The organism is Methylobacterium sp. A52T, from assembly GCF_053346095.1.
Map to the genome: position 1 here is coordinate 1 of NZ_JBKFBI010000071.1, position 19,820 is coordinate 19,820.

A 19,820-nucleotide genomic window follows, 5' to 3' on the forward strand; every position below is an offset into this window, starting at 1 on the left:
GGCCGGCTCAAGCAGTATCGCCGCATCGCCACCCGCTACGAGAAGCGAGCCGCAAACTACCTCGCTATGGTCACGCTCGGCATGACCATGCTCTGGCTCAGATGACTTTGCAGAGACGCCCTAGGCCTCGTCGTCGTTCGCGGCCGACATGGCCTGCTCGCGGCGCTGGATCTCCGCGGCGAGGGCATAGAGCAGCGCTCGTGAGGCCGCCTGCATCTCGGGTGAGCCGTGCCGAACGATTTCTTCGTGATTGGCGATACAGACCTCCGCCATCGCCTCGAAATCGTTTGGTGGCTCCACAAGCTCCTCCAGCGCTGCGATACGATACCAGTGCATTTGTACTGTGGTTATGTGGCGCACAGGGATTACTCCGCTGCGGCGGAACGTCTTGATAAATTGTGACCAGCGTCGGTCGGCGCTTTCGTGAACACCGTTTAGGACCTGCGTTGCGGTGAATATTCCTGCTGATGGCGGTGAGGGCGAGGCTCGAAGCAGAGCGCGTATGGGACAGATCGCAGAGGCCTTGGGGGTATCGGAGGTGGCGCTTCGAGAGGCTTTAGCTGCTGGATCGACGGCCGACACCCCCAACGAGTTGCTCCGGCTCTGGATGCAAATTGAGGACCCTTCTCGTCGCCGGGAGCTCCTTGCTTTCGCTCGATCGCTAGCTGCGCGAGAATAGCCTGCCGGTCGGGGAGTTCGCGTCACGTGGAGTGGGTCGGTAGAGCTATTCTACTTCGGCGAGTTCCTCGCCGTCCTTCACGCCCAGCGCAGCTTTCTCAGCGAGCAGCGTCGCTAATGCGGACCGGATGCGATCGCCCTGCTCTGCGTAGGGCAACTCGGCCGCATCGAGCAGCGCGTCGCGATACCGCGTCTGGATCGCCGCAAGCTGCGTTGGTAGGCCGACCTTGCGGGGCGCCTTCTCGGCGACCTTCGCCTTGACCGGCTTTTTCTTGGCGGGCGTTTTTCCAGGCATGCCGAGCCAAGCTGGATGCAGGCTGACGGTTCCCTCTCTCCTGAGCTCGGGATCGGAGCCATTCGCTCGTTCTACCCACCCTGCAGGCTCTCGGCGAAGTCGTCGGGGATCTCGCCCCACTGGCCGAGGATCGTGACGCCCTCCAGCTCGCCGGTCTCGTCGTCGGCCACCACCTTCAGCGCCGCCGCGCCCGGCATCCGCCTAGCCATGTTCTCGGCCTTCTTCACCGCGCCGCTCTCGGTCTGCGCCGGTTCCTGCCGGGCCGGCCGCAGCCGCTTACGTTGCACCTCGAAGGGCTGCACTACGAAAGCCGTCTTCATCGCCATCGTCGTCTTCTCCGCCGAGCGACCTCGGTAGCGCCAAGGCCCGGACAGCGTTGGCGTTTCCGGATGCCTTCCACAGAGATCCCCCGCTATCCGAGCCGCCGCCGATCCGACGGTTGAACCGCGATGACCCCTGCGCTTTGTTCTCAGTCTGTTCTAGCAGGGAATCGAAACGCGATGCACGCTCTCCCGCATGAGCCACCTGTGGAGTTTCGTCTCACCGAGGCCGAGGCGATCGCGCTCCACTACTACCAAGCCGCACATCGAGACGGCTGGGCAGCCCTCGTGCAGGCGATCGCCGACGCCCTTGCCGACCTCGACGTCGCGGAACGGCAGGTTGATGACCTGGGCCGGCTGGTCTCCCACGGTTACGCACGCGGTCGCGTCTGCGCAGCCTGAACCTCATGTCAGTACACCGCATCGACGAACTGTTGATTCATAGCCCGGACGCCGTCCGCGTGCCGCTGCTGGGGCAGGCGCTGTGCGCCGGCTTCCCATCCCCGGCCGACGACTTCCTCGAGGGTGCGCTCGAGCTGCCGCGCTGGCTCGTGCCGAACCCGCCCGCCACCTTCCTGTGGCGGATCGCCGGCTCGTCCATGGAGGGCGCCGGCATCTACGACCGCGACCTCGCCTGCGTCGATCGCAGCCTCAAGGCGGGCCACGGCAGCATCGTGGTCGCGGCGGTCGACGGCCAGATGAGCTGCAAGCGCCTCGTGATCGACGGCAACGTCGCACGCCTCGCCTTCTGCAACCCGGACCTGCCCGCCTTCGCGGTCGACGAGCTCGGCGAGGGTGTGATCTGGGGCGTGGTGCGCTTCTCGATCCGCTGGCACGTCGCCCGCGGACAGCTCTCGTGAGCACACCGGAGGCCCGCCGTAGCGATCGGATCGGCGGCGGCCGCGCCGTGGCGCTGATCGACGGCAACAGCTTCTACTGCTCGTGCGAACGCGTGTTCGACCCGAAGCTCGCCACTGTCCCGGTGATCGTGCTCTCGAACAACGACGGCTGCGCCATCGCCCGCACCAGCGAGGCCAAGGCGCTCGGCATCAAGATGGGCGACCCGTACTTCAAGATCCGCGAGCTGTGCCGGGCGCAGGGCGTGCGGGTGTTCTCGTCGAACTACACCCTCTACGGCGACATGTCGGGGCGGACCAACGCGGTCTACCGGCAGTTCAGCCCGCAGGTGGAGATCTACTCCATCGACGAGAGCTTCCTGAACCTGTCGGACGTGGCCCCGGCCCTACGGGTCGAACTCGCTCGGGACCTGCGCGCCACGGTCCGGGCCTGGACCGGGATCCCGACCTGCGTCGGCATCGGCCCGACCAAGACGCTGGCCAAGCTCGCCAACCACATCGCCAAGACCGTGCCGGTGCTGGACGGCGTGTGCGACCTGACCGACCCGGCGGCCTACGCGCACTGGCTGTGCCGGATCGAAGTCGCCGAGGTCTGGGGCATCGGCCGGGCCTCGCTCGCCAAGCTCCAGGCGATGGGCGTCGAGAGCGTGGCGGACCTGCGCGACCTCGATCCGCGGCCGGTGCGCAAGGGCCTAACTGTGGTCGGCGAGCGGATCATCTACGAGCTTCGCGGCGCGGCCTGCCTGCCGCTGGAGATGGTGCCGGCGCGACGGAAAGGCTGCGCGGTCACGCGCTCGTTCTCGAGCCGGATCACCGAGCGGGCGGTGCTGGAGGAGGCGGTGGCCGCGCACGCGACGCGGCTCGGCGAGAAGCTGCGGCGCGAGGGGCTGGGCACCAACCACGTCACGGTCTTCTATCACACGAGCGAGCACGACCGGGACGAGCCGATGCGCTCGGTCTCGACCACGGTGCAGCTGCCGGAGCACTCGTCGGACACGCTGGCGCTGATCAAGGCGGCGCGGCATGGGGTGGCGCAGACCTGGCGCGAGCCGGGTGAGCGGCCGTGGCGGTACTCGAAGGCTGGGATCGTCACGAACGACCTCGTGCCGTTGTCGCACAGCCCGCGGGCGCTGATCGGCGCGCTGGACCGCGAGCGCTCAGGCCCGCTGATGGCGGCGATCGACGCGTGCAACGCGCGCTGGGGCCGGGGCGCGGTGGTGCCGGCGCGGGCCGGGCTGGTGAGCCGGCGCGATTGGAACACCAAATTCGAGATGCGCACGCCGCGCTACACCACACAAGTGGGAGAATTGCCGGTGGCCTATGCCTGAAGCGGCGAATTATCTGCCACTGGGAACTCTATCAGGCTCCTGCAGCACTACTTGATCTCCGAGCCATACGCGCTCAAGTGCTCAGGCCTCGCATACTGTGCTACACCGTTCAATGCGACGAAGTCCTTATTACATACAATTAGAGAACAATCTTGCGGTGATCCTCAGTTTTCGTAAAAAAATTATAGGTATTATTATTTGAATGTAACTTTTCGATCAGGGCTTGCGATGTGAGAATTGTAATTCATGTCGGCATATGCATCGTTATTGATCATGCAGAAGTATGACAAATTTTCAATGAGCTGTTATTTTGTAAATAATGAAAATCATGCCAGTCTCACACTTCATGATGGGTGCGCGAGGTTTGTTATGAGTGCAATGAACCAGGCATTTCTTACACGCGCGGAAAGCGTATTGAAGCCAATTTTAGACAAAATTACCTCAACTGACCCTAATATAAGCATTGTTGTTGGATGGGCCAGTCCGACAGATAGCGTCGGCGTGCAAACTAAAGTATACAACAACGGTACTTGGAAAAACAATTTAAACCAATCATTCAGCATCGATCCTTCAATTCCAAACTGGGGATTGTTTGAAATTGCATCAATCAGTAAGACATTCACATCAACCTTATATCAGTTATTTTTATCGGATACTCCAGATAAGACACTTGGGGAATACCAGGGCCCAGCAGGTCCATTTGATTTCAATGCAGAGTTCCAAACAATTCAGCTAAACAATTTGATGAACTATACATCAGGCTTGCCGTCGGACAATGACGGCTATGGCAAGACCGTACCACTACCGGACGGTAGCAATCCGCCACAGCCTTATTCCGAAAAGGCAATGATGAATTATCTGAAATACAACAGCATTCAAGTATCTCCTCAAGGTGAAAACTACACTTATTCCAATCTTGGTTTTGCTATCATGGCAGAAGTAATCAAGTTTGAAGTTCCTGATACAGATCTGAAATTCAACTTTCCGGGCATCGTCAAAAAATACATATTCGAAGAAATCGGAATGAGTTCTTTGTTTTTTGATGACACGCCGATGGATCAATTGAATTTAAGCTATAGCTGTGAACCATCTGAAAATAGTTACATATGCTCTCCGGCCGCTCCTGGCTGGCCGCTGTTCCCAGCCTACTTCGGAGCCGGTGGCATAGTGGCGTCGCCAAACGACATGTCGCTATGGCTTCAATTCAATATGGGCATGATCAAGTCGGCGACTCTCACTCCGCTGCTAGCTACGCTGCTAACGCCTCAAGCTAATGGTGTTTTCTCGTCGTTTTATGATGATCAGGCGCAGTTTGGGCCTACAACCTTTGGATATGGGTGGTTTCTCAATCTTGAGCAAGATATGAAAACTGTCCAGACAATCTGGAAAGACGGCGGCTTCGACAATGTAGACACATATATGTGTTTTCTTCCTTCGTCAGATAACGTATCATCGCAGGCGGGCGTATTTGTATTGTTAAATGCGGCCGGAATTTACGTGGATGTCACTATTGATGGAACAATTTATAACATATCTGCGGCGTGCTATATAGCAAATAATATGTTATGTGAAATGCAGTCGGAGCTCGGCCGGCCGATCCAAGCGATCTATCCCTCAACTCGTAGGCCAAAGGGTCGCGGGTAGCTTGGCGGCCGAGGCGCTCGTCCCTTCAGCCGCGCCGACAGCTACGACACAGGCGCGCGGCCACGACTAAGCGCCCCTTCGCCTTTAGGCGATGGGGCTTTTGGGCATGTCGCCGAGCTATCGCGGGTCGCTTTCGTCCACGAGTCCTCGGCTCACGGCCAGGCGCCACAGATCACCGTCCGAAAAGACCAAGTCCCCGATCTGCCAGCGTTCGAAGTCGTCGCCAACCGGGTCCACTGCGACGCCGGCGGCCCGCAGCGCCGCGACGGCTTCGAGCACGGGACCGGCGTCGTCAGTCATGGCAGCCGGGTAGCGCGAGCGGGAAACGAGGCCATCATGCATATGATGGACGCCGTCGAGGTCCGCCGCCGCGTGCCATGTCACGTCGAGGCGTCGCCTACCCCTTCATCGGATGCGCCAGCAGGATCGTGGTCCAGACCATACGGAGCCTGACGTCCCGTCCCTCGCCGTTCTCATCGATGAAGATGACGCCGGCGGCGCTTAGTTTGGTCCTTTGGCCTTCCCGCCGGTTCGGCTCGTTCGCCACCCGAAGAAGGCTGCCGCCAGCAGCGATAGGAATATTCCTGACCAGAGACCGCCCTCCGCCACCTTCGCGACGAACCATTCCCACGGCGTTGGTGCTGACGCATCCTGTGACCAGCCGACCGCCATCACAAAGGTGGCAAGCAGGGCGAGAACGAGCAGGATCAGATGCGGGATCGACATCAGTTCGCGCCTTCCGGATCCTTACGATGCCTTACGTAGCCCTGGCCGTTGAGCCAGTCGATCACGGCGCGACCGCATCGTCGCGGAAGCCGCAGACATCGAAGATCCGCCGGACGACGCCGGTGCGCTTCGCCCCATCGAGCCACGCCGTGACGCAGGCGAGGGCGGCGGGGCGGCCCTTCGGAACGGCGACGGCGACCTGCGTCTGCTGGAAGCCTCCCGCCACGATACGGGAGCCCGGGACCTGCAGGAGCACCGGCCGCAGCGTGTCGCGCGAGAGGGCGAAGGCGTCCGCTTCCCCGGCGCGCATGCGCGCGACCGCCTTGGCCACGGATGGGGCGGGGAGGGGCTGCGTCCGGGTCAGCGTGCGGGCGGAGGCGCGGAACGTCGTCGTACCCTCGATCGCCACGACCCGGAGACCCGGTCGGTCCACCTCCCCCACGTCGGCGATGCCCGACCTGGCGCTGACTAGATAGGTGCTCTCCAGATCGTAGTAGCCCGGCCCGAAATCGATCACTTGGCGCCGGGTCGCGTCGACCGGCATGAAGCTGACATCGATCGCCGCGGCCTGGAGGGCGGCGGCCGCGGCGCCCGAGTTCGGGAACAGGGTGACGGCCAGCGGCAGGCCGACCTGCCGGGCGAGATCCGCGCTCAGATCGGCCGTCACGCCGTCGAGTCGTCCATCGGCGGCGCGGCTGACGAAGATCAGGCCGGCGGACGGTGCCTCGACGAGACCGACCCGGAGCATGCCAGTCGGGGCCAGTTCGGCCCTCATGGTCGCGTCCTGAGCGTGGCCTGGAAGCGTCATAGAAGCGAGCAGAAGGCAGGGAAGCGGCGCGCTTGAGGATCGCGGCGGTGACACCTTGGTGACACCGACTCTCCCGCTAGGGGAGGGTATTTTAGCCAAGTCATTGAGAAGATTGGCGCACCCGACACGATTCGAACGTGTGACCTTTGCCTTCGGAGGGCAACGCTCTATCCAGCTGAGCTACGGGTGCTGGCCGTGGCCATTCCCTAGCCCAACCGCGCCGGGAGCGCAACGGCGCCCGCACCGTCGCGTGCGGACGCGGGCGACGCGGCCAGATCTCCGGCGCGTGTTGCCCCAGCGTCCTTGCCTTCGCGCGCCGTTTCCCGGCCCCTGGGCGGCGGGCAGAGGCGTCGCGGAGCGGGCAGGGGTGGCGGAGACGACGGGCGGCCGGGATCCGCGGGCGAACAATTTCGGGTCCCTGCGCCTCCTGTTCGCGGGCCTCGTGATCCTCGCGCACGCCCCCGAGCTCGTGGACGGGAACCGGTCCCGGGAGTTGCTGACGCAGGTCTTCGGAACCCTGTCCCTGGGGGAGATCGCCGTCGACGGCTTCTTCCTCGTGAGCGGCTACCTGATCACCGCGAGCTACCGCGCCAAGCGCTCCTTCGGCGACTATCTCGCGCGGCGGGCGCTGCGGATCTACCCGGCCTTCGTGGTCGCGTCCCTGCTCTGCATCGCCGTCGTCGCGCCCCTCGGCGGCGGCAACCTCGCGGCCGCCTCACCACTCGAGACGCTGCTGCGGCTGTCGCTGCTGCTGATGCCGGTGGTCCCGGGCGCCTTCGCCGAGTTGCCCTACCCGCTGCTCAACGGCTCGATGTGGACCATTCCGTGCGAGTTCGGCTGCTACCTGCTGCTCGGCCTCGTCGGCACCGCCCGCGCCCTGCGCCGCCGCGGGCGCTATCTCGGCCTGCTCGGGGGGCTCGGCAGCCTCCTCGCCCTGCGCTGGCTCTTCCTGCCCGTCGGGCATCCGGGCGACACCCTCGGATCCCTGTCGGAGATGATCCGCCTCACCTTCGTGTTCTGCTGCGGCGGCGCCTTCCGGCTGTTCGCCGACCGGATCGCCTACACGCGGCGCGGCGCGACCCGCGCCGCCCTGCTGCTCCTGCCGCTGATGTTCAGCCGACCGCTGGCCGAGCCGGCCTTCGCGATCCTAGGCGGCTACCTGATCTTCTGGTTCGCCTTCGCGGTGCGCCCCACTGCCCTCAGCCGCGCCACCGCCCAGGTCGACCCGTCCTACGGGCTCTACCTCTACGCGTGGCCGGTGCAGAACCCGCTGGTCGCGCGGATCCCCGGCATCTCGCCCTGGACGGTCGCCGCCCTCGCACTCGCGGCCGCCATCCCGCTCGGCCTGCTGAGCTGGTACTTGATCGAGCGGCCGATGCTCCGGTTCCGGCCGGGACCGGGCGGCGCGCCGCCGGAGCCCGGCCCGATCCCGGCGGCCGGGGCCGCCCTCGGGGCCTAGCGCCGGAACACCCGCGGTGGCGCCGGTAACCGGCGCCACCGCGGCGCGTTCTCGATGGACCATCGGGACGCGGCCGCGGAGGCGGGACATGACGCAGGCTCTGGATCGCGCGACGCTCGACCGGCTGGTCGCCCTCGGCCGCGACCGGGGCCTCCTCACCGCCGACGATCTGCGCGCCGCGCTGCCCGTCGAGCGGATGGACGTCGACGCCCTGGTCCTCGTGATGCTGGAGCTGGAGGCGGCGGGCGTGAGCGTCGAGCCGGAGGCCTTCGGCCCCCCGACGGACCGGGCGATCCCGGTCTCGGTCGCCCTCCCGGCGCCGCAGCCCGGCACGCCGCCGGTCCGGGCCGCGGAGGCGGGGCAGGGCGCGGCCTTCGCGGCGCCCGCATCCGCCGCGCCGGACGCCCCGGAGCCGATCCCGGACGACGGCGCCGATGCCGACCGGGCCGTCCTACTGGCCGGCCTGGCGACCGTACTGATCCTCGGCGCCCTGCTCCTGATGCTGTGAGCCACCGGCGCGGAACGCTTCGGGCCACGGCCCCGTTGGCGAGAGCTGGCCGGTGACGGCCCCGAGGATTCTCGTATCCATGCGTCAGACCCCGGACGGAACCCTCGCCCTGCTGATCGCGGCCCTGCGCGAGGGCACGGCACATGTAGAGGCGCTGCTCACGCTGGCGCGGACGGAGGTCGACGGCAATTTCCGGGCGATCGTGTCGCTGATCGCCATCGTCAGCACGATCCCGGTGCTGCTGATCGTCACCTTCTTCCTCGGCCTCGACGCCGTGGTGAAGCTGCTGGCCGTGCCGTTCGGTGCCGAGGCGCCGGCCGCGCTGATCGTCGCCGCGCCGTTCCTCGTCATCGCGCTCGGCCTCGGCTGGATGGGCGCCCGCCGGATGGCGCTCTCGAACCTCGAGCCCTGGCGGACGTGGCGGCAGGTGAAGCGCGACGTCCGCGAGGTGACGCGCGCCGGCGCGTGAGACCGGGACCGGAAAACCCAAAGGTATCAACGCGTTTCAGAGGAATGCTCGCGCGCGGCCTGAGCGCGGGTCGACCGCGCGCGACGCGCGGCGTGCGGAGGAGCGCGTTCAACCGATCTGCCAGGATCCGTGCTCAAAGCTCTGCTCTGACGACTGAATCCGTCCGAGCCAGTCTGCATCTAGCCCGTCGGCGCCAGCATGGTGCCGAGACCCGGATCGAGCGGGACGTCGAGGCGGCAGCGCAGGCCCTCGGCCTCGAAGGCGAGGTCGACGGTGCCGGCGAGTTCGCGCCGCACGCCGCCGGCGATCAGCCGCGTCCCGAAGCCCACCCGGGTCGGCGCCCGCACCGGCGGGCCGCCGCGCTCCTCCCAGCTGAGCCGCAGGCGCCGCTCCCCGGCCGCGCCGGCGGCGAGCGACCACGCCACCCGGACGCGGCCCTCGCGGACCGAGAGGGCGCCGTACTTGGCCGCGTTGGTGGTCAGCTCGTGGACCGTCATGCCGAGGGCCAGCACCTCGCGAGGGCTCAGCGACACGTCCGGCCCGTCCAGGCGGATCTGGTCGTCGCCGGTCCGGTAGGGGCCGAGCTCGCTCTCCAGCACCTCGCGCAGGGGGGCCCCGCTCCAGTCCTCGCGGGTCAGGAGGTCGTGGGTCTTCGACAGGGCCAGGATCCGCGCCTCCAGGACCTCCGCGGAGCCGCGGGACTGCCGGGCGAGGGCCTGGACGGTGGCCAGGGTATTCTTCACCCGGTGGTTCAGCTCGTGCAGCATCGTGCCCTGCTGCGCCTGCAGGGCGCGCCCGCGCTGGATCTCCGCGCGCAGCTCGGCGGTGCTGCGCTGGAGGGTGCCGGCCATGGCGTCGAGCTTGCTGCCGAGCCGGTCGAACTCCGCGGCCCCGCGCAGGCCGGTGCGGGCGGCGAGGTCGCCGGCCTGCCATGCCGCCGCGGTGCGCAGGAGCCGGTCGACCGGGCGCCGGATGAACACCCGTCCGGCCACGAGGGCGGCGGCGAGCGCCAGGGCCGCCCCCAGGGCGATCAGGATCAGCCCGCGGCGGGTGGCGGCGTCGATATCCGCGAAGGCGGTGGCGTAGTCGCGCCCGACGACGACGCGCACCCCGGCCAGCGGGCCGTCCGGCATCGCGGTGGCGATGATCCGCTTCCGGCCGTCGAGGTCGGCGGCGACGCGGACGTCGCTGCCCTGGGCCTCCAGCATGGCGGCCCGGTCGGGCGGGATCGGCCTGCCGATCCAGGCCGCCTCGTCCGGGCGGCGGGCGATGATCAGGCCGTCCCGGTCCGTCACGGTGATCGCCGTCTCCGGCTGATGGAGCGCCTGCTCCAGGTGATCGGAGAGCCAGTCGAGGTCGACGGCGGCGAGCAGGACGCCCGCCGGGGCCCCCGCCGACTCGCCGACATGGACGGCCCGGGCGAAGTGGATCGACGGCCGCCTCGTCTGGCAGCCGACCGCGTATCCGCCCACCGCGTAGCCGCCCCGCTCCAGGGCGCGGCGGTGATAGGCCCGGCCGCGGCTCGAGTAGGAGCCCGCGGGCGCGCCGGCGCTGTCGCAGATCACGGCCCCGTCGGGATCGGTGAGGGCGATCAGCAGCACGTGCGGCAGCCGCGCGGCCGCCCGCCGCAGGTAGGCGGTGCAGGCCGCCGGCTCCCGCACCTGCACGGTGGCGTCCTCGGAAATCAGGTCGAGGGCCTGCTGCATCCGCTCGGAGATCTGGGCGAAATCCTCCGCGACGTCCCGCGCGGTGGCACGGGCGTCGGCCCGCACGGCCGCGTCGCGGCTCGCCCGCAGGGCGACCTCGTTGTAGCCCTGGATCGCCAGCGCCGGGGCGAGGGCGAGCAGGACGAGCAGCAGGATGCGGGTCGTCAGCGACAGCGGCAGAGAGCGCGGGAGCGCGCGCGGAAGCGGGACGGGGAACCGGGAGCGCGGCGGCATCGGCGGTCAGTCGCGACCGGCGATCGGCGCGGGCGCCCGCGCGGCCAGGGTCTCCACGGAGCACGGCTCGGTGATCATCCGAATCCCCGGTTCGAGGCCGCCGGTGGCGAAGGTCGCGTTCTCGGCGGAGCCGGCGACGCGCAGGCCCCTCGGATCCGGCCGTCGCGGCCGCCGGGCAGGCCGACATGGCCGACCAGCAGCCCGGCCGCTGCGTCCGCGCCCATGGGGCGCCGACGGATCGGGCGGACGCGATCGGCGCGCGCGGGGGCGGATTCGAGGGCCGAACGCCGTCTCATGTCGGCGTTGTTGCAGAACCGGTCGGCCCTCGCCAGTGGCCGCGCGGTCGGGGCGGCGGGACCGCGGGCCGGCTCGCCTCAGCGTCCGCGGGGCCGGCCGGCCTCCGGACGCAGGTGCAGGAAGCTGCGCTCGCCGGTCGCGGCCTCGGCCACGTGCTGGATCGTGTCGAGCAGATCGGACACGGCCCGCGGCCCAGCCGGCCGGAAGCCCGCCCTCGGCTCGACCCAGCGTCCCTGCGTGCGGTCCGCGGCGATCTGCGCCTCGCTCAGCGCGTCGAAGTCCCGGCGTCGGGTCATGGCTCAGCCCTCCGCCGGAGACTCTGTCGGGGGCATGGTTGACGAAAGGTTAACGCCGGATCCGCCGGGGCGGCACGCGATAGCGCGCCGCGAAAACCCGCCGGCTTGATCCCCGGCACAGGCCTCTCTAAACAGCGAAAACCGAGGCAAATCAATAGATTAGTGTGATTATAAACTGCGGTCTCCGGACCGGCCCGGATCGCGGCACCGGTCGAGGTACGGCGTGCGGGGGGCGATGACCGGTTCCGCCGGACCCGCCATCGGCACCCGGGTCGTCGACACCTTGGCGGCCCTGCGGCCGCTGGCGCCGTTCTTCTGCCTGTACGTGACCTTCGGGGCGACGCTCGGCTTCCTGTCCGGCGGGGCGCCGCTGATCCTGCGGGCGCGGGGCGTGGAGCTGGCCGAGGTCGGGCTGCTGCAGCTCATCAACCTGCCGGTCGGGCTCACCTTCCTGTGGGCGCCCCTGCTCGACCGGCTCCGCCTGCCGATCCTCGGCCACCGGATCGGCTGGATCGCGGCCGCGCAGGCCGCCTCGGTGCTCCTGCTGGTCGTCCTGAGCCTCGGCGAGGCTTGGCCGCTCCCGACGCTGCTCGCCCTGGCGATCGCCGCCTGCGCCTGCGTGGCGACCATGGACATCGCCCTCGAGGCCCTGGTGGTCGAGACCGTGCCGGCGGAGCGGCGCGCCTTCGTGGCCTCGGCCAAGCTGTGCGGCGCCTCCCTCGGCGGGATCCTGGGGGTCGGCGTGCTGGTCGGCTCCTACGACAGCCTGGGCTGGCGCGGGGCGGTCCTGGCCTGCGCTGCCCTCGACGCCCTCTGCCTGCTGCCGATCCTGGGCTACCGGGAGTCGCGCCTGCGCGAGACCCGGAGCGCCGGTGCGGGCACCGCGGCCGGTGCGGGCCCGGAACGCTGGTCGGGTTCCCTGGCGCGGCTGCGCCGCCTGGGCGGTCGCGTGCTGGTGCTCGGTGCCTACTTCGCCGCCTCCTACCTCGTGGGCGGGCCCAACACCCTGGCGCTCCTCGATCTCGGCGTCCCGCTCGGGCAGGTCGGCACGCTCACCGGCGCCGTGCTCCCGGCCGTGAACCTCGTCATGGCGCTGGCGGCCGGATGGCTGGCCGCGCGGTTCGGCACGGTCCGGCTGATCGCCGTGGGGGCCCTCGGCGTCCTGGCCTCCGGGGGCCTGATGGTCGTCGCCTGCGCAGGCCGGGTGCCGGATCTCGGCATCGCCGCCGCTGTGCTGGGCTTCGTCGCGGGCGGGTTCCTGGGCGTGCCGGTCTTCAACATGATCTACCGCTGGGCCCAGGGGCCGAAGCCCGCCACCGACTACGCGCTCCTGTTCGGCGCCGCCTTCTTCGCCGCGATGCCGCTGCGGGTGGCGGCCCCGGCGCTCGCCGGCTGGATCGGCTGGCCGGGCTACTTCGCCGCCACCCTGCCGCTCTACGCCGCCGCGGTGGCGTGGCTCGCCGTCGCGGTGGACCGGACCCTGCGCGACGACGAGGCGGCGCGATGATCGCCGAGGTCGCCGCCCAGGTTCCCGACACGCTCGCGGCCTACCGGGACGGGGTCGCCGAGGGCCCAGGCGGCCCGGACGCGCTGCCCCTCGGCGCCCTGTGGGACGAGGCCGTGTTCGACGCGACGCTGGCCGCCTTCGGGGCTGGGTTCGGCGCGGAGTTCCGGACCGCCGACCCGCGGGTCCGGGTCTCCTACTGGAGCCAGTTCTACCTCGCGGCCCTGGCGACGCCGGCCCTGACCGCCCTGGTGCGCCTCGGCCGGCCGCTGCCGCTCGCCTTCGACGCGGTCAGCCTCGAGCTCGACGCGGCCGGCCGGCCGCGCCGCTTCCGCCTGCCCGCGGACGGGTCGGCCTGCGCGGCCTGCCCGGCGCCCGGCCTGACCGGGCTGGTGGAGGCGCATCTGCGCCCGTTCGTCGAACTCTGCCACGCCCGGTGCGGGGTCGCCCCCAGGGTCCTCTGGGGCAACGCCGCGGTGATCCTCGACTACGTCGCCCGGGAACTCGGAGACCCGCTCGCCGGGCTGGCTGGGGACGGGGAGGGGGCCGGCACCACCTGCGCGAGCGCCTGTTCCACCACCTGCCCTACCGCCCGCGCCGCCGCCTGTGACGACGTCGCGGCCTGCCTCGGATGGCGCGCCGGCCCCGGCTGCGCTAGGAGCCCGCTCGAGAGTCCTCTTGCGCAGGCGCTCTGCCCGGGACCTTCGGGCTGCCGGCGGCGGCGCGTCTGCTGCCTGCGCCACCGCCTGCCGGGGGTGCCGTCCTGCGGCGCGCTCTGCCCCGTCGAGTGCGCCGCCCAACGTTGATCCGAGCCGCGCGATGCTGAAGGCCTTCCTCGCCTATTACCGGCCGTACCGGACGCTGTTCCTGGTCGATTTCGGCTGCGCGGTGCTGTCGGGCCTGCTGGAGCTCGGCTTTCCCATCGCCGTGAAGGGCTTCATCGACAGCCTGCTGCCCCGGCAGGACTGGGGCCTGATCCTGCTCGCCGCGGCCGCGCTGGCGCTGGTCTACGTCGCCAATGCCGGCCTGATGGTGGTCGTCACCTACTGGGGCCACGTGCTCGGCATCAACATCGAGACCACGATGCGGGCGCGGGCCTTCGACCACCTGCAGAAACTCTCCTTCCGCTTCTACGACGGCCAGAAGACCGGCCACCTCGTGGCCCGGGTGACCAAGGACCTGGAGGAGATCGGCGAGGTCGCCCATCACGGGCCCGAGGACCTGTTCATCGCCGTGATGACGCTGTTCGGCGCCTTCGCGCTGATGCTCTACGTCCACGCGCCGCTGGCGCTGATCACCGCGGCGATCCTGCCGCTAATCGCCTTCGTGTCGATCCGCTACGGCGGCCGCATGACCCGCAACTGGCAGGCCCAGTACGGCCGGGTCGGCGCCTTCAACGCACGGATCGAGGAGAATGTCGGCGGGATGCGGGTGGTGCAGGCCTTCGCCAACGAGCCCCACGAGCGCGCCCTGTTCGCCCTCGACAACGCCCGCTACCGGGACACCAAGCTCGAGGCCTACCGGCTGATGGCGGCCGGCCTGTCGATCAACTACCTGGGCCTGCGCCTCGTCCAGATCGCGGTGCTGCTCGGCGGCGCCGCCTTCGTGGTTCGGGGCGACCTGACGCCCGGGGGCTTCGTGGGCTTCCTGCTGCTGGTGGGCGTGTTCTACCGGCCGCTGGAGAAGATCGGCGCCGTGGTCGAGACGTATCCGAAGGGGGTCGCGGGCTTCCGCCGCTACCAGGAGCTGCTGGCCACCGAGCCCGACATCACCGACCGGCGCGGCGCGCGCGCGGTCGGCGCCCTGCGCGGCGACATCCGTTTCGAAGGGGTGGGCTTCGGCTACGGGCCCGGCCGCCCGGTCTTCGCCGGCCTCGATCTCGCGGTGGCGGCCGGCGAGACGGTGGCGTTCGTGGGTCCTTCGGGGGTCGGAAAGACCACTCTCTGCGCCCTGCTGCCGCGCTTCTACGAGGTCGAGGCGGGCCGCATCACCGTCGACGGGATCGACATCCGCGACATCACCCTGGCGAGTCTGCGCCGCCAGATCGGCATCGTTCAGCAGGACGTGTTCCTGTTCGCCGGCACGATCCGGGAGAACATCGCCTACGGCCGCCTCGACGCCGCCGAGGCCGAGATCGACGCCGCCGCGCGGCGCGCCCGTCTCGGCGGGCTGATCGACAGCCTGCCGGAGGGCCTCGACACCGTGGTGGGCGAGCGCGGCGTGCGCCTGTCGGGCGGCCAGAAGCAGCGCATCGCCATCGCACGGGTCTTCCTCAAGAACCCGCCGATCTTGATCCTCGACGAGGCGACCTCGGCGCTCGACACCGAGACCGAGCGGGAGATCCAGCGGGCGCTCGCCGAGCTCGCCCGCGGGCGCACGACCCTGGTGATCGCCCACCGCCTCGCCACCATCCGGGACGCCGACCGCATCGTGGTCCTGGGGGAGGGCGGGGTCGTCGAGGAGGGCCGGCACGCGGCACTGCTGGCCGCCGGCGGCCCCTACAGCCGCCTGCACGCGGCGCAGTTCGGGCGCGGCGAAGCCGGCGCGGGCGTCCTCGCGGCGGAGTGAGAGCCGGCCTCGCTAGGGTGCCGCCGGCGCGCTCGACTCGCGCACGACGAGGCGCGCGGGGAACAGCGTCTGGGCAAGGTCGTCCGGCGCCCGCGTCCCCTCGATCAGTTCGACCAGCGTCGCGAAGGCGGACCGGACCATGTCGAGCACCGGGACATCGACCGAGGTCAGGCTCGGGACCGCGTAGGCCCCCTGGCTGAGATTGTCGAAGCCGACGACGCGGATCTCCGCGGGGACCCGCACGCCGCCCTCGTGCAGCGCCCGCAGCACGCCGAACGCCACCCGGTCGCTGGCGGCCACGACGGCGTCCGGCCGGGCGCCGGGTCCGGCCTCCAGGAGAGCCCGCGCGGCCCGGTAGCCGCCCGCGGCGGTCCCGTCGCAGGAGACCACGAGGGCGTCGCGCAGGGGCAGCCCCGCCTCCGCGAGGGCATCCCGGTAGCCGCGGATCCGCTCGGTGGCGGCGGCGGGCCGGCGCGCGTCGCCCGCGAGCAGGCAGATCGACCGGCTCCCCGCCGCGATCAGGTGGCGGACGGCCCCGTGGACCGCGTCGCGCTCCGCCAGCGCGACGTAGTGCGTGCCGGGCACCTCCAGGCCGAACACCACGAACGGGCATCGCTTGGCCTGGAGCAGGCCGATCAGCGGGTCGTCCCGATCCTCGGCGAAGACCACGAGGCCGTCGACCCGGGCCTCGCTGACGAGGCCGGCGATCCGGCCCGGGCCGTCCGGGTCGTCGGCGCGGCGGCAGCGGTGGACCAGGGTGTAGCCCTGCCGGTCGGTGACGGTGCCGAAGGTCCGGAGGACGTGGCCGTGATCGGCCGTCTCCCCCGGGCGGCCCCCGTCGGCGGCGGGCTCCGGCGCCGGAGCGAACACGCAGGCGATGCTGCGACTGGGCTTCTTGCGCAGGGACCGGGCGGCGAGGCTGGGCACGAAGTCCAGGTCGCGCATGGCCGTCTCGATGGTCTCGCGCGTGGTCCGGGCGACCTTCTGCGGGTGGTTCAGGACCAGCGAGACCGTCTGGAAGCTCACGCCGGCCCGTCGGGCGACGTCCTTGATCGTCGTCTGGCCCATCGTCACCTCGAGAGCCGGTTTGGATGGCCGCGCCCCCCGCGCGGCGCCGCCTCGTTCGGTGCGCCAATCTAGATCTGTATCGATCGGAGATAAAGCCGCGGGCCGGGCGGCGAAGACGGCGTATTCCTGCGCAAAGGCTGCGCAGGACCGGTCATTCGCGCGCGAAATCCGGTCCATCCTGCGGCTTCTCGGTGCCCCGATCCCGCCGTTCGAACGGCCCGCCGGGCAGGAACCTTGTCCCCCCTGTGCGGTTCGCCGGGCAGCACCTCAAGCGATGATCGGGGCGTCGGGTGCCTCACCCAATCCGGATGCCACTCCCATGATGCACCGTCGCATGCACAGACGCGCTCTCCTCACCACGATGCTGGGCGCCACCGCGGCCCTGGCGGTCACCCGCACAGCCCTCGCGCAGGTCACGCCGGCCGGCGCGATTCCGACCGGCGCCTATCTCCAGATGGCCACCGGCGGCGGCCTGTTCCTGGAGAACACGGCCCGCGACGCCCACGCGAAGACCACCAATCCCGCCGTCAAGAAGTTCGCCCGCGCGGAGGTGGTCGAACAGGTGAACCTCGCCCGCAAGATCAGCGCCTACACGGGCGGCGCCCCGATCCCGGGCCCGGCCGCGGCGGGCCCGGGTGGCCTGATCGGCGGCCTCGTCGCGGCGCCGGTGGCGGTGGCCGGCACGGCCGTGAATGCGGCGGGCAGCGTCGCCGGCGGTGTCGTCGGCGGCGTGCTCGGCGGACCGGCTCCGGCCCAGGGCATGACCACCGACGCGCAGAAGGCGCAGATCCTGGCGCAGCTCAGCGCCATGCCGCCGGGGCCGCAATACGACGCCACCTTCGTGAACGCCTCGCTCCAGGGCCATCGGGAGGCGCTGGGCATCCACGGCGCCTACGCCCGGTCGGGCGAGGATCCCGGCCTGCGCGCGATCGCCCGCGGCGCCCTGCCGCTGATCAACCTGCACATCGCCCGGCTCGATCGGATGCAGGCGATGATGGGCGCTCAGCCGGGGTAAGCGGCCGGACGACGAGGTCGGTGCGCCGCGCGGCGCACCGACCTCCTCGCGGTTGTCTCGCAGTTGTCTCGCAATTGTCCCACCGGCCTCGAACAGGACCCCGTCAGCCGGCCCGATCGCGCAGGCGCCGTACCAATCTGAGCAGCACGCCGCGGATATGGGATCGAAGCTGGGTGTTCTCTGCCATGGGACGCCGTTCGAAGCGCCGGATCGCGGCGCCTCGAGAAACACATCCCTTGGACGGACCGTTGCTACGTAAAAAGCGGGATCGTTGCCGCGGCCGAGCCGCAGAACCACCCTCCAAGGACGTAGCCCGTGGCCCGGATCGACGGCGCCCCGCGGCCCGTATGATGGGACCGGATCGTCGACAGCACGCTCCTGATGTGCGCGCGCAGCTTGTCCTTGCGGAGCGCGGCCGTCTCGGCGCACGGGTCGGGCGGGTTGGCGGAGGTCGACATGTCACGGGGCCCCGGCTCAGGCGCGCCACCGCTCCGGGCCGTCGGACGACGGCGGGGGGACGCTGGGGATCCTTGTACTTGATAACGTGAGCGGAATCTCGGGCGGACGGCGCAGATCCGAGCAAACTTCATGTTTTAGATGCATTAAGGTTTATCCGACCGAAGACCTTTCCCAGTCGTGTATCGCACTACGTAGAGATATCCGGACGATCGCCGCGGGGCTGCAGCAGGGGGGAGGTCGGTGTCCGAGCGCTTCTACTTCGACCTCGAGAGCGGCGAGGAGACGATCCGGGACGACGACGGCGTGGAGGTCGGCAGCCTGGCCGAGGCCATGGCCGAGGCGCGCAGCGTGATCGCCGAGATGGCCGACGAGGTCTGCGCCGCCGATCCCGACCGGTCCTGGAGCTTGGTCGTGCGCGACGCCGCCGGGTACGCCCGCCACCGGCTGCCGATCCGGCGGTAGCGCCCGACAAGAAGCCCGCCGCGGCTTGGCCGGGCGGGCTTGAAGGTGATCTCGTCTCGGAGAAGGCCCGACCGTAGACCCGCCACAGGGCGACCGCATCCCCCATCCGGAGGACGCCGACGCACGATCCCGCGACCGCAGGCCCGCGACTGCCGACCCGCGGCCGCCCGCCGCGGCAGCTCGGACGCCGGAGTACCCGCCCCGCTGGAGGAAAGATCTGCGCAGGAGACTCACGTCCTCGGCGCCGGGTCGGTCAGCCCGCGAAGGCGCGGGCCGGCAGGCCGGCGACGCCGACGTCGAGCTCGAACAGCGCGCCGGCCTCCGGCACGTGCTCGCCCCCCCGCGCCGCCGAGGTGACGAACAGCCGGTCGAGGCCGGGACCCGCGAAGGCGCAGCTCGTGATGTTGGGGGCGGGCAGGGGGATCGCGCGCAGCAGGCGCCCCGCGGGATCGAAGCGGCTGAGCCGGCCGCCGCCCCAGTGGGCGATCCACAGGCAGCCCTCTTCGTCCGTGGTCATGCCGTCGGGCCAGCCCCAATCGTCGGGGAAGCGGAGGAAGGGCCGCTTGCCCGTCAGCACCCCGTCGGCGGCGAGGTCGAAGGCGTAGACCGTCCGGGCGGCGCTGTCGCTGTGATAGAGGATCCGCCCGTCGCGGCTGAAGGTCGGCCCGTTGGCGACGCCGTAGCTGGTATCCATCCGCCGCCACGTCAGGTCCGGGTCGAGCCGGTGCAGGGCGCCCGACACCGCGGTCTCGGCCTGGTGCATGCTCCCGGCCCAGATCCGGCCGGCGCCGTCGACCTTGGCGTCATTCAGGCGGTTGTCGGGGTCGTCGGGCTCGGGGTCGCCGATCGGCGCGAGGCGGTCCGCCTCCAGGTCGTAGGTCGCGAAGCCGCTCTTCAGCCCGACGACGAAGTCGCGCCGGCCCGCGCGGGGGATGATCCAGCCGAGCGGTTCCGGGAACGGGCGCGTGCCCACGGCCCCGTCGGCGAGGTCCAGCCAGTTCAGGGCCGGCGCCTCGATATCGACCCAGAACAGCACGCCCCGCTCCGGAACCCAGACCGGGCCCTCGCCGAGCCGGTCGCGCCGGGGCCGGTCGAGGATGCGGATCCGCGGGTCCATGG

At 69.8% G+C, this 19,820-nt stretch carries 22 protein-coding genes, 1 tRNA gene and 1 pseudogene; 13 read left to right on the top strand and 11 right to left on the bottom strand.

Annotated features, from left to right (window positions below; all coding sequences use genetic code 11):
- Positions 1-105: pseudogene (locus tag ACLBYE_RS17450) on the top strand (IS5-like element ISMra2 family transposase); the annotation flags it as partial.
- A 15-nt stretch (positions 106-120) separates the two neighbouring features.
- On the opposite strand, the gene ACLBYE_RS17455 reads toward ACLBYE_RS17450, so the two are convergent.
- The 3 genes from ACLBYE_RS17455 to ACLBYE_RS17465 all read right to left on the bottom strand — a co-directional run bounded on the left by ACLBYE_RS17455 (position 121) and on the right by ACLBYE_RS17465 (position 1,299).
- Positions 121-360 carry a hypothetical protein gene (locus ACLBYE_RS17455; RefSeq protein WP_447695145.1) on the bottom strand — a complete coding sequence of 80 codons (240 nt, stop codon included), beginning with the start codon at positions 358-360 and terminating at the stop codon, positions 121-123.
- Between the two features lie 364 nt (positions 361-724).
- Entirely contained in the window at positions 725-973 is a 249-nt protein-coding gene (locus ACLBYE_RS17460) for a hypothetical protein (RefSeq protein WP_447695146.1), read from the bottom strand.
- 71 nt (positions 974-1,044) lie between these two features.
- Positions 1,045-1,299, bottom strand: a complete 255-nt coding sequence (locus ACLBYE_RS17465; protein WP_447695147.1) for a hypothetical protein — start codon at positions 1,297-1,299, stop codon at positions 1,045-1,047.
- A 201-nt stretch (positions 1,300-1,500) separates the two neighbouring features.
- On the opposite strand from ACLBYE_RS17465, the gene ACLBYE_RS17470 reads away from it, so the two are divergent.
- The 4 genes from ACLBYE_RS17470 to ACLBYE_RS17485 all read left to right on the top strand — a co-directional run bounded on the left by ACLBYE_RS17470 (position 1,501) and on the right by ACLBYE_RS17485 (position 5,122).
- The gene (locus ACLBYE_RS17470) at positions 1,501-1,695 is read left to right on the top strand and encodes a hypothetical protein (protein WP_447695148.1); all 195 of its coding nucleotides are present in this window, start codon (positions 1,501-1,503) and stop codon (positions 1,693-1,695) included.
- Positions 1,696-1,700: 5 nt separating this feature from the next.
- On the top strand, positions 1,701-2,153 hold the full coding sequence (locus ACLBYE_RS17475) for a LexA family protein (protein ID WP_447695149.1): 453 nt from the start codon (positions 1,701-1,703) through the stop codon (positions 2,151-2,153).
- Positions 2,150-3,478 (top strand): Y-family DNA polymerase, encoded by a 1,329-nt coding sequence (locus tag ACLBYE_RS17480; RefSeq protein ID WP_447695150.1) that lies wholly within the window; start codon positions 2,150-2,152, stop codon positions 3,476-3,478. The genes ACLBYE_RS17475 and ACLBYE_RS17480 overlap by 4 nt, the downstream gene beginning before the upstream one ends.
- Positions 3,479-3,751: 273 nt before the next feature.
- Positions 3,752-5,122, top strand: coding sequence for a serine hydrolase domain-containing protein (locus ACLBYE_RS17485; protein WP_447695151.1), 1,371 nt, complete (start codon positions 3,752-3,754; stop codon positions 5,120-5,122).
- Between the two features lie 117 nt (positions 5,123-5,239).
- Here the strand turns inward: ACLBYE_RS17485 and ACLBYE_RS17490 are convergent, their stop codons facing one another.
- The 4 genes from ACLBYE_RS17490 to ACLBYE_RS17505 all read right to left on the bottom strand — a co-directional run bounded on the left by ACLBYE_RS17490 (position 5,240) and on the right by ACLBYE_RS17505 (position 6,846).
- Positions 5,240-5,506, bottom strand: a complete 267-nt coding sequence (locus ACLBYE_RS17490) for a hypothetical protein (protein ID WP_447695152.1) — start codon at positions 5,504-5,506, stop codon at positions 5,240-5,242.
- A 117-nt stretch (positions 5,507-5,623) separates the two neighbouring features.
- Positions 5,624-5,848 carry a hypothetical protein gene (locus tag ACLBYE_RS17495; protein ID WP_447695153.1) on the bottom strand — a complete coding sequence of 75 codons (225 nt, stop codon included), beginning with the start codon at positions 5,846-5,848 and terminating at the stop codon, positions 5,624-5,626.
- A gap of 61 nt (positions 5,849-5,909) precedes the next feature.
- Complete coding sequence (locus ACLBYE_RS17500; protein WP_447695154.1) at positions 5,910-6,623, bottom strand: transporter substrate-binding domain-containing protein; 714 nt, start codon at positions 6,621-6,623, stop codon at positions 5,910-5,912.
- Between the two features lie 146 nt (positions 6,624-6,769).
- A tRNA-Arg gene (locus ACLBYE_RS17505) sits at positions 6,770-6,846 on the bottom strand.
- 177 nt (positions 6,847-7,023) lie between these two features.
- Between ACLBYE_RS17505 and ACLBYE_RS17510 the strand changes: the two genes are divergently transcribed.
- From ACLBYE_RS17510 to ACLBYE_RS17520, 3 genes are all read left to right on the top strand, one after another.
- Positions 7,024-8,115, top strand: coding sequence for an acyltransferase family protein (locus ACLBYE_RS17510; RefSeq protein ID WP_447695155.1), 1,092 nt, complete (start codon positions 7,024-7,026; stop codon positions 8,113-8,115).
- 88 nt (positions 8,116-8,203) lie between these two features.
- Positions 8,204-8,623: an RNA polymerase sigma factor region1.1 domain-containing protein gene (locus ACLBYE_RS17515; RefSeq protein ID WP_447695156.1), complete on the top strand. Its 420-nt coding sequence runs from the start codon at positions 8,204-8,206 to the stop codon at positions 8,621-8,623.
- Between the two features lie 79 nt (positions 8,624-8,702).
- Complete coding sequence (locus ACLBYE_RS17520) at positions 8,703-9,092, top strand: phage holin family protein (protein WP_447695157.1); 390 nt, start codon at positions 8,703-8,705, stop codon at positions 9,090-9,092.
- A 179-nt stretch (positions 9,093-9,271) separates the two neighbouring features.
- Here the strand turns inward: ACLBYE_RS17520 and ACLBYE_RS17525 are convergent, their stop codons facing one another.
- Entirely contained in the window at positions 9,272-11,032 is a 1,761-nt protein-coding gene (locus ACLBYE_RS17525) for an HWE histidine kinase domain-containing protein (RefSeq protein ID WP_447695158.1), read from the bottom strand.
- Between the two features lie 374 nt (positions 11,033-11,406).
- Positions 11,407-11,625: a hypothetical protein gene (locus ACLBYE_RS17530; RefSeq protein ID WP_020094759.1), complete on the bottom strand. Its 219-nt coding sequence runs from the start codon at positions 11,623-11,625 to the stop codon at positions 11,407-11,409.
- Between the two features lie 235 nt (positions 11,626-11,860).
- Between ACLBYE_RS17530 and ACLBYE_RS17535 the strand changes: the two genes are divergently transcribed.
- The 3 genes from ACLBYE_RS17535 to ACLBYE_RS17545 are packed head-to-tail and all read left to right on the top strand — an operon-like array spanning position 11,861 to position 15,697.
- Entirely contained in the window at positions 11,861-13,132 is a 1,272-nt protein-coding gene (locus tag ACLBYE_RS17535) for an MFS transporter (protein ID WP_447695159.1), read from the top strand.
- The gene (fhuF, locus tag ACLBYE_RS17540) at positions 13,129-13,935 is read left to right on the top strand and encodes a siderophore-iron reductase FhuF (RefSeq protein ID WP_447695160.1); all 807 of its coding nucleotides are present in this window, start codon (positions 13,129-13,131) and stop codon (positions 13,933-13,935) included. The genes ACLBYE_RS17535 and fhuF overlap by 4 nt, the downstream gene beginning before the upstream one ends.
- A 13-nt stretch (positions 13,936-13,948) precedes the next feature.
- Positions 13,949-15,697: an ABC transporter ATP-binding protein gene (locus ACLBYE_RS17545; protein ID WP_447695161.1), complete on the top strand. Its 1,749-nt coding sequence runs from the start codon at positions 13,949-13,951 to the stop codon at positions 15,695-15,697.
- A 12-nt stretch (positions 15,698-15,709) separates the two neighbouring features.
- On the opposite strand, the gene ACLBYE_RS17550 is transcribed toward ACLBYE_RS17545, so the two are convergent.
- A complete protein-coding gene (locus ACLBYE_RS17550) occupies positions 15,710-16,765 on the bottom strand; it encodes a LacI family DNA-binding transcriptional regulator (RefSeq protein ID WP_447695162.1) in 1,056 nt (351 codons plus the stop codon).
- A gap of 334 nt (positions 16,766-17,099) precedes the next feature.
- Here ACLBYE_RS17550 and ACLBYE_RS17555 point away from each other — a divergent pair, with 334 nt between their 5' ends.
- Both ACLBYE_RS17555 and ACLBYE_RS17560 read left to right on the top strand, forming a co-directional pair.
- The gene (locus ACLBYE_RS17555) at positions 17,100-17,780 is read left to right on the top strand and encodes a DUF4142 domain-containing protein (protein ID WP_205833508.1); all 681 of its coding nucleotides are present in this window, start codon (positions 17,100-17,102) and stop codon (positions 17,778-17,780) included.
- Positions 17,781-18,479: 699 nt separating this feature from the next.
- Positions 18,480-18,701, top strand: a complete 222-nt coding sequence (locus tag ACLBYE_RS17560) for a DUF6894 family protein (RefSeq protein WP_056527261.1) — start codon at positions 18,480-18,482, stop codon at positions 18,699-18,701.
- A gap of 253 nt (positions 18,702-18,954) precedes the next feature.
- On the opposite strand, the gene ACLBYE_RS17565 is transcribed toward ACLBYE_RS17560, so the two are convergent.
- Positions 18,955-19,818, bottom strand: a complete 864-nt coding sequence (locus ACLBYE_RS17565; RefSeq protein WP_447695163.1) for an SMP-30/gluconolactonase/LRE family protein — start codon at positions 19,816-19,818, stop codon at positions 18,955-18,957.
- Positions 19,819-19,820 lie beyond the last annotated feature (2 nt).

Coding starts and splice junctions, on each gene's coding strand:
- ACLBYE_RS17460 (WP_447695146.1), bottom strand. CDS start 973: ATGCCTGGAAAAACGCCCGCCAAGAAAAAGCCGGTCAAGGCGAAGGTC.
- ACLBYE_RS17465 (WP_447695147.1), bottom strand. CDS start 1,299: ATGGCGATGAAGACGGCTTTCGTAGTGCAGCCCTTCGAGGTGCAACGT.
- ACLBYE_RS17475 (WP_447695149.1), top strand. CDS start 1,701: ATGTCAGTACACCGCATCGACGAACTGTTGATTCATAGCCCGGACGCC.
- ACLBYE_RS17485 (WP_447695151.1), top strand. CDS start 3,752: ATGCAGAAGTATGACAAATTTTCAATGAGCTGTTATTTTGTAAATAAT.
- ACLBYE_RS17495 (WP_447695153.1), bottom strand. CDS start 5,848: ATGTCGATCCCGCATCTGATCCTGCTCGTTCTCGCCCTGCTTGCCACC.
- ACLBYE_RS17500 (WP_447695154.1), bottom strand. CDS start 6,623: ATGAGGGCCGAACTGGCCCCGACTGGCATGCTCCGGGTCGGTCTCGTC.
- ACLBYE_RS17515 (WP_447695156.1), top strand. CDS start 8,204: ATGACGCAGGCTCTGGATCGCGCGACGCTCGACCGGCTGGTCGCCCTC.
- ACLBYE_RS17520 (WP_447695157.1), top strand. CDS start 8,703: ATGCGTCAGACCCCGGACGGAACCCTCGCCCTGCTGATCGCGGCCCTG.
- ACLBYE_RS17525 (WP_447695158.1), bottom strand. CDS start 11,032: ATGCCGCCGCGCTCCCGGTTCCCCGTCCCGCTTCCGCGCGCGCTCCCG.
- ACLBYE_RS17530 (WP_020094759.1), bottom strand. CDS start 11,625: ATGACCCGACGCCGGGACTTCGACGCGCTGAGCGAGGCGCAGATCGCC.
- ACLBYE_RS17535 (WP_447695159.1), top strand. CDS start 11,861: ATGACCGGTTCCGCCGGACCCGCCATCGGCACCCGGGTCGTCGACACC.
- fhuF (WP_447695160.1), top strand. CDS start 13,129: ATGATCGCCGAGGTCGCCGCCCAGGTTCCCGACACGCTCGCGGCCTAC.
- ACLBYE_RS17545 (WP_447695161.1), top strand. CDS start 13,949: ATGCTGAAGGCCTTCCTCGCCTATTACCGGCCGTACCGGACGCTGTTC.
- ACLBYE_RS17550 (WP_447695162.1), bottom strand. CDS start 16,765: ATGGGCCAGACGACGATCAAGGACGTCGCCCGACGGGCCGGCGTGAGC.
- ACLBYE_RS17555 (WP_205833508.1), top strand. CDS start 17,100: ATGCACAGACGCGCTCTCCTCACCACGATGCTGGGCGCCACCGCGGCC.
- ACLBYE_RS17565 (WP_447695163.1), bottom strand. CDS start 19,818: ATGGACCCGCGGATCCGCATCCTCGACCGGCCCCGGCGCGACCGGCTC.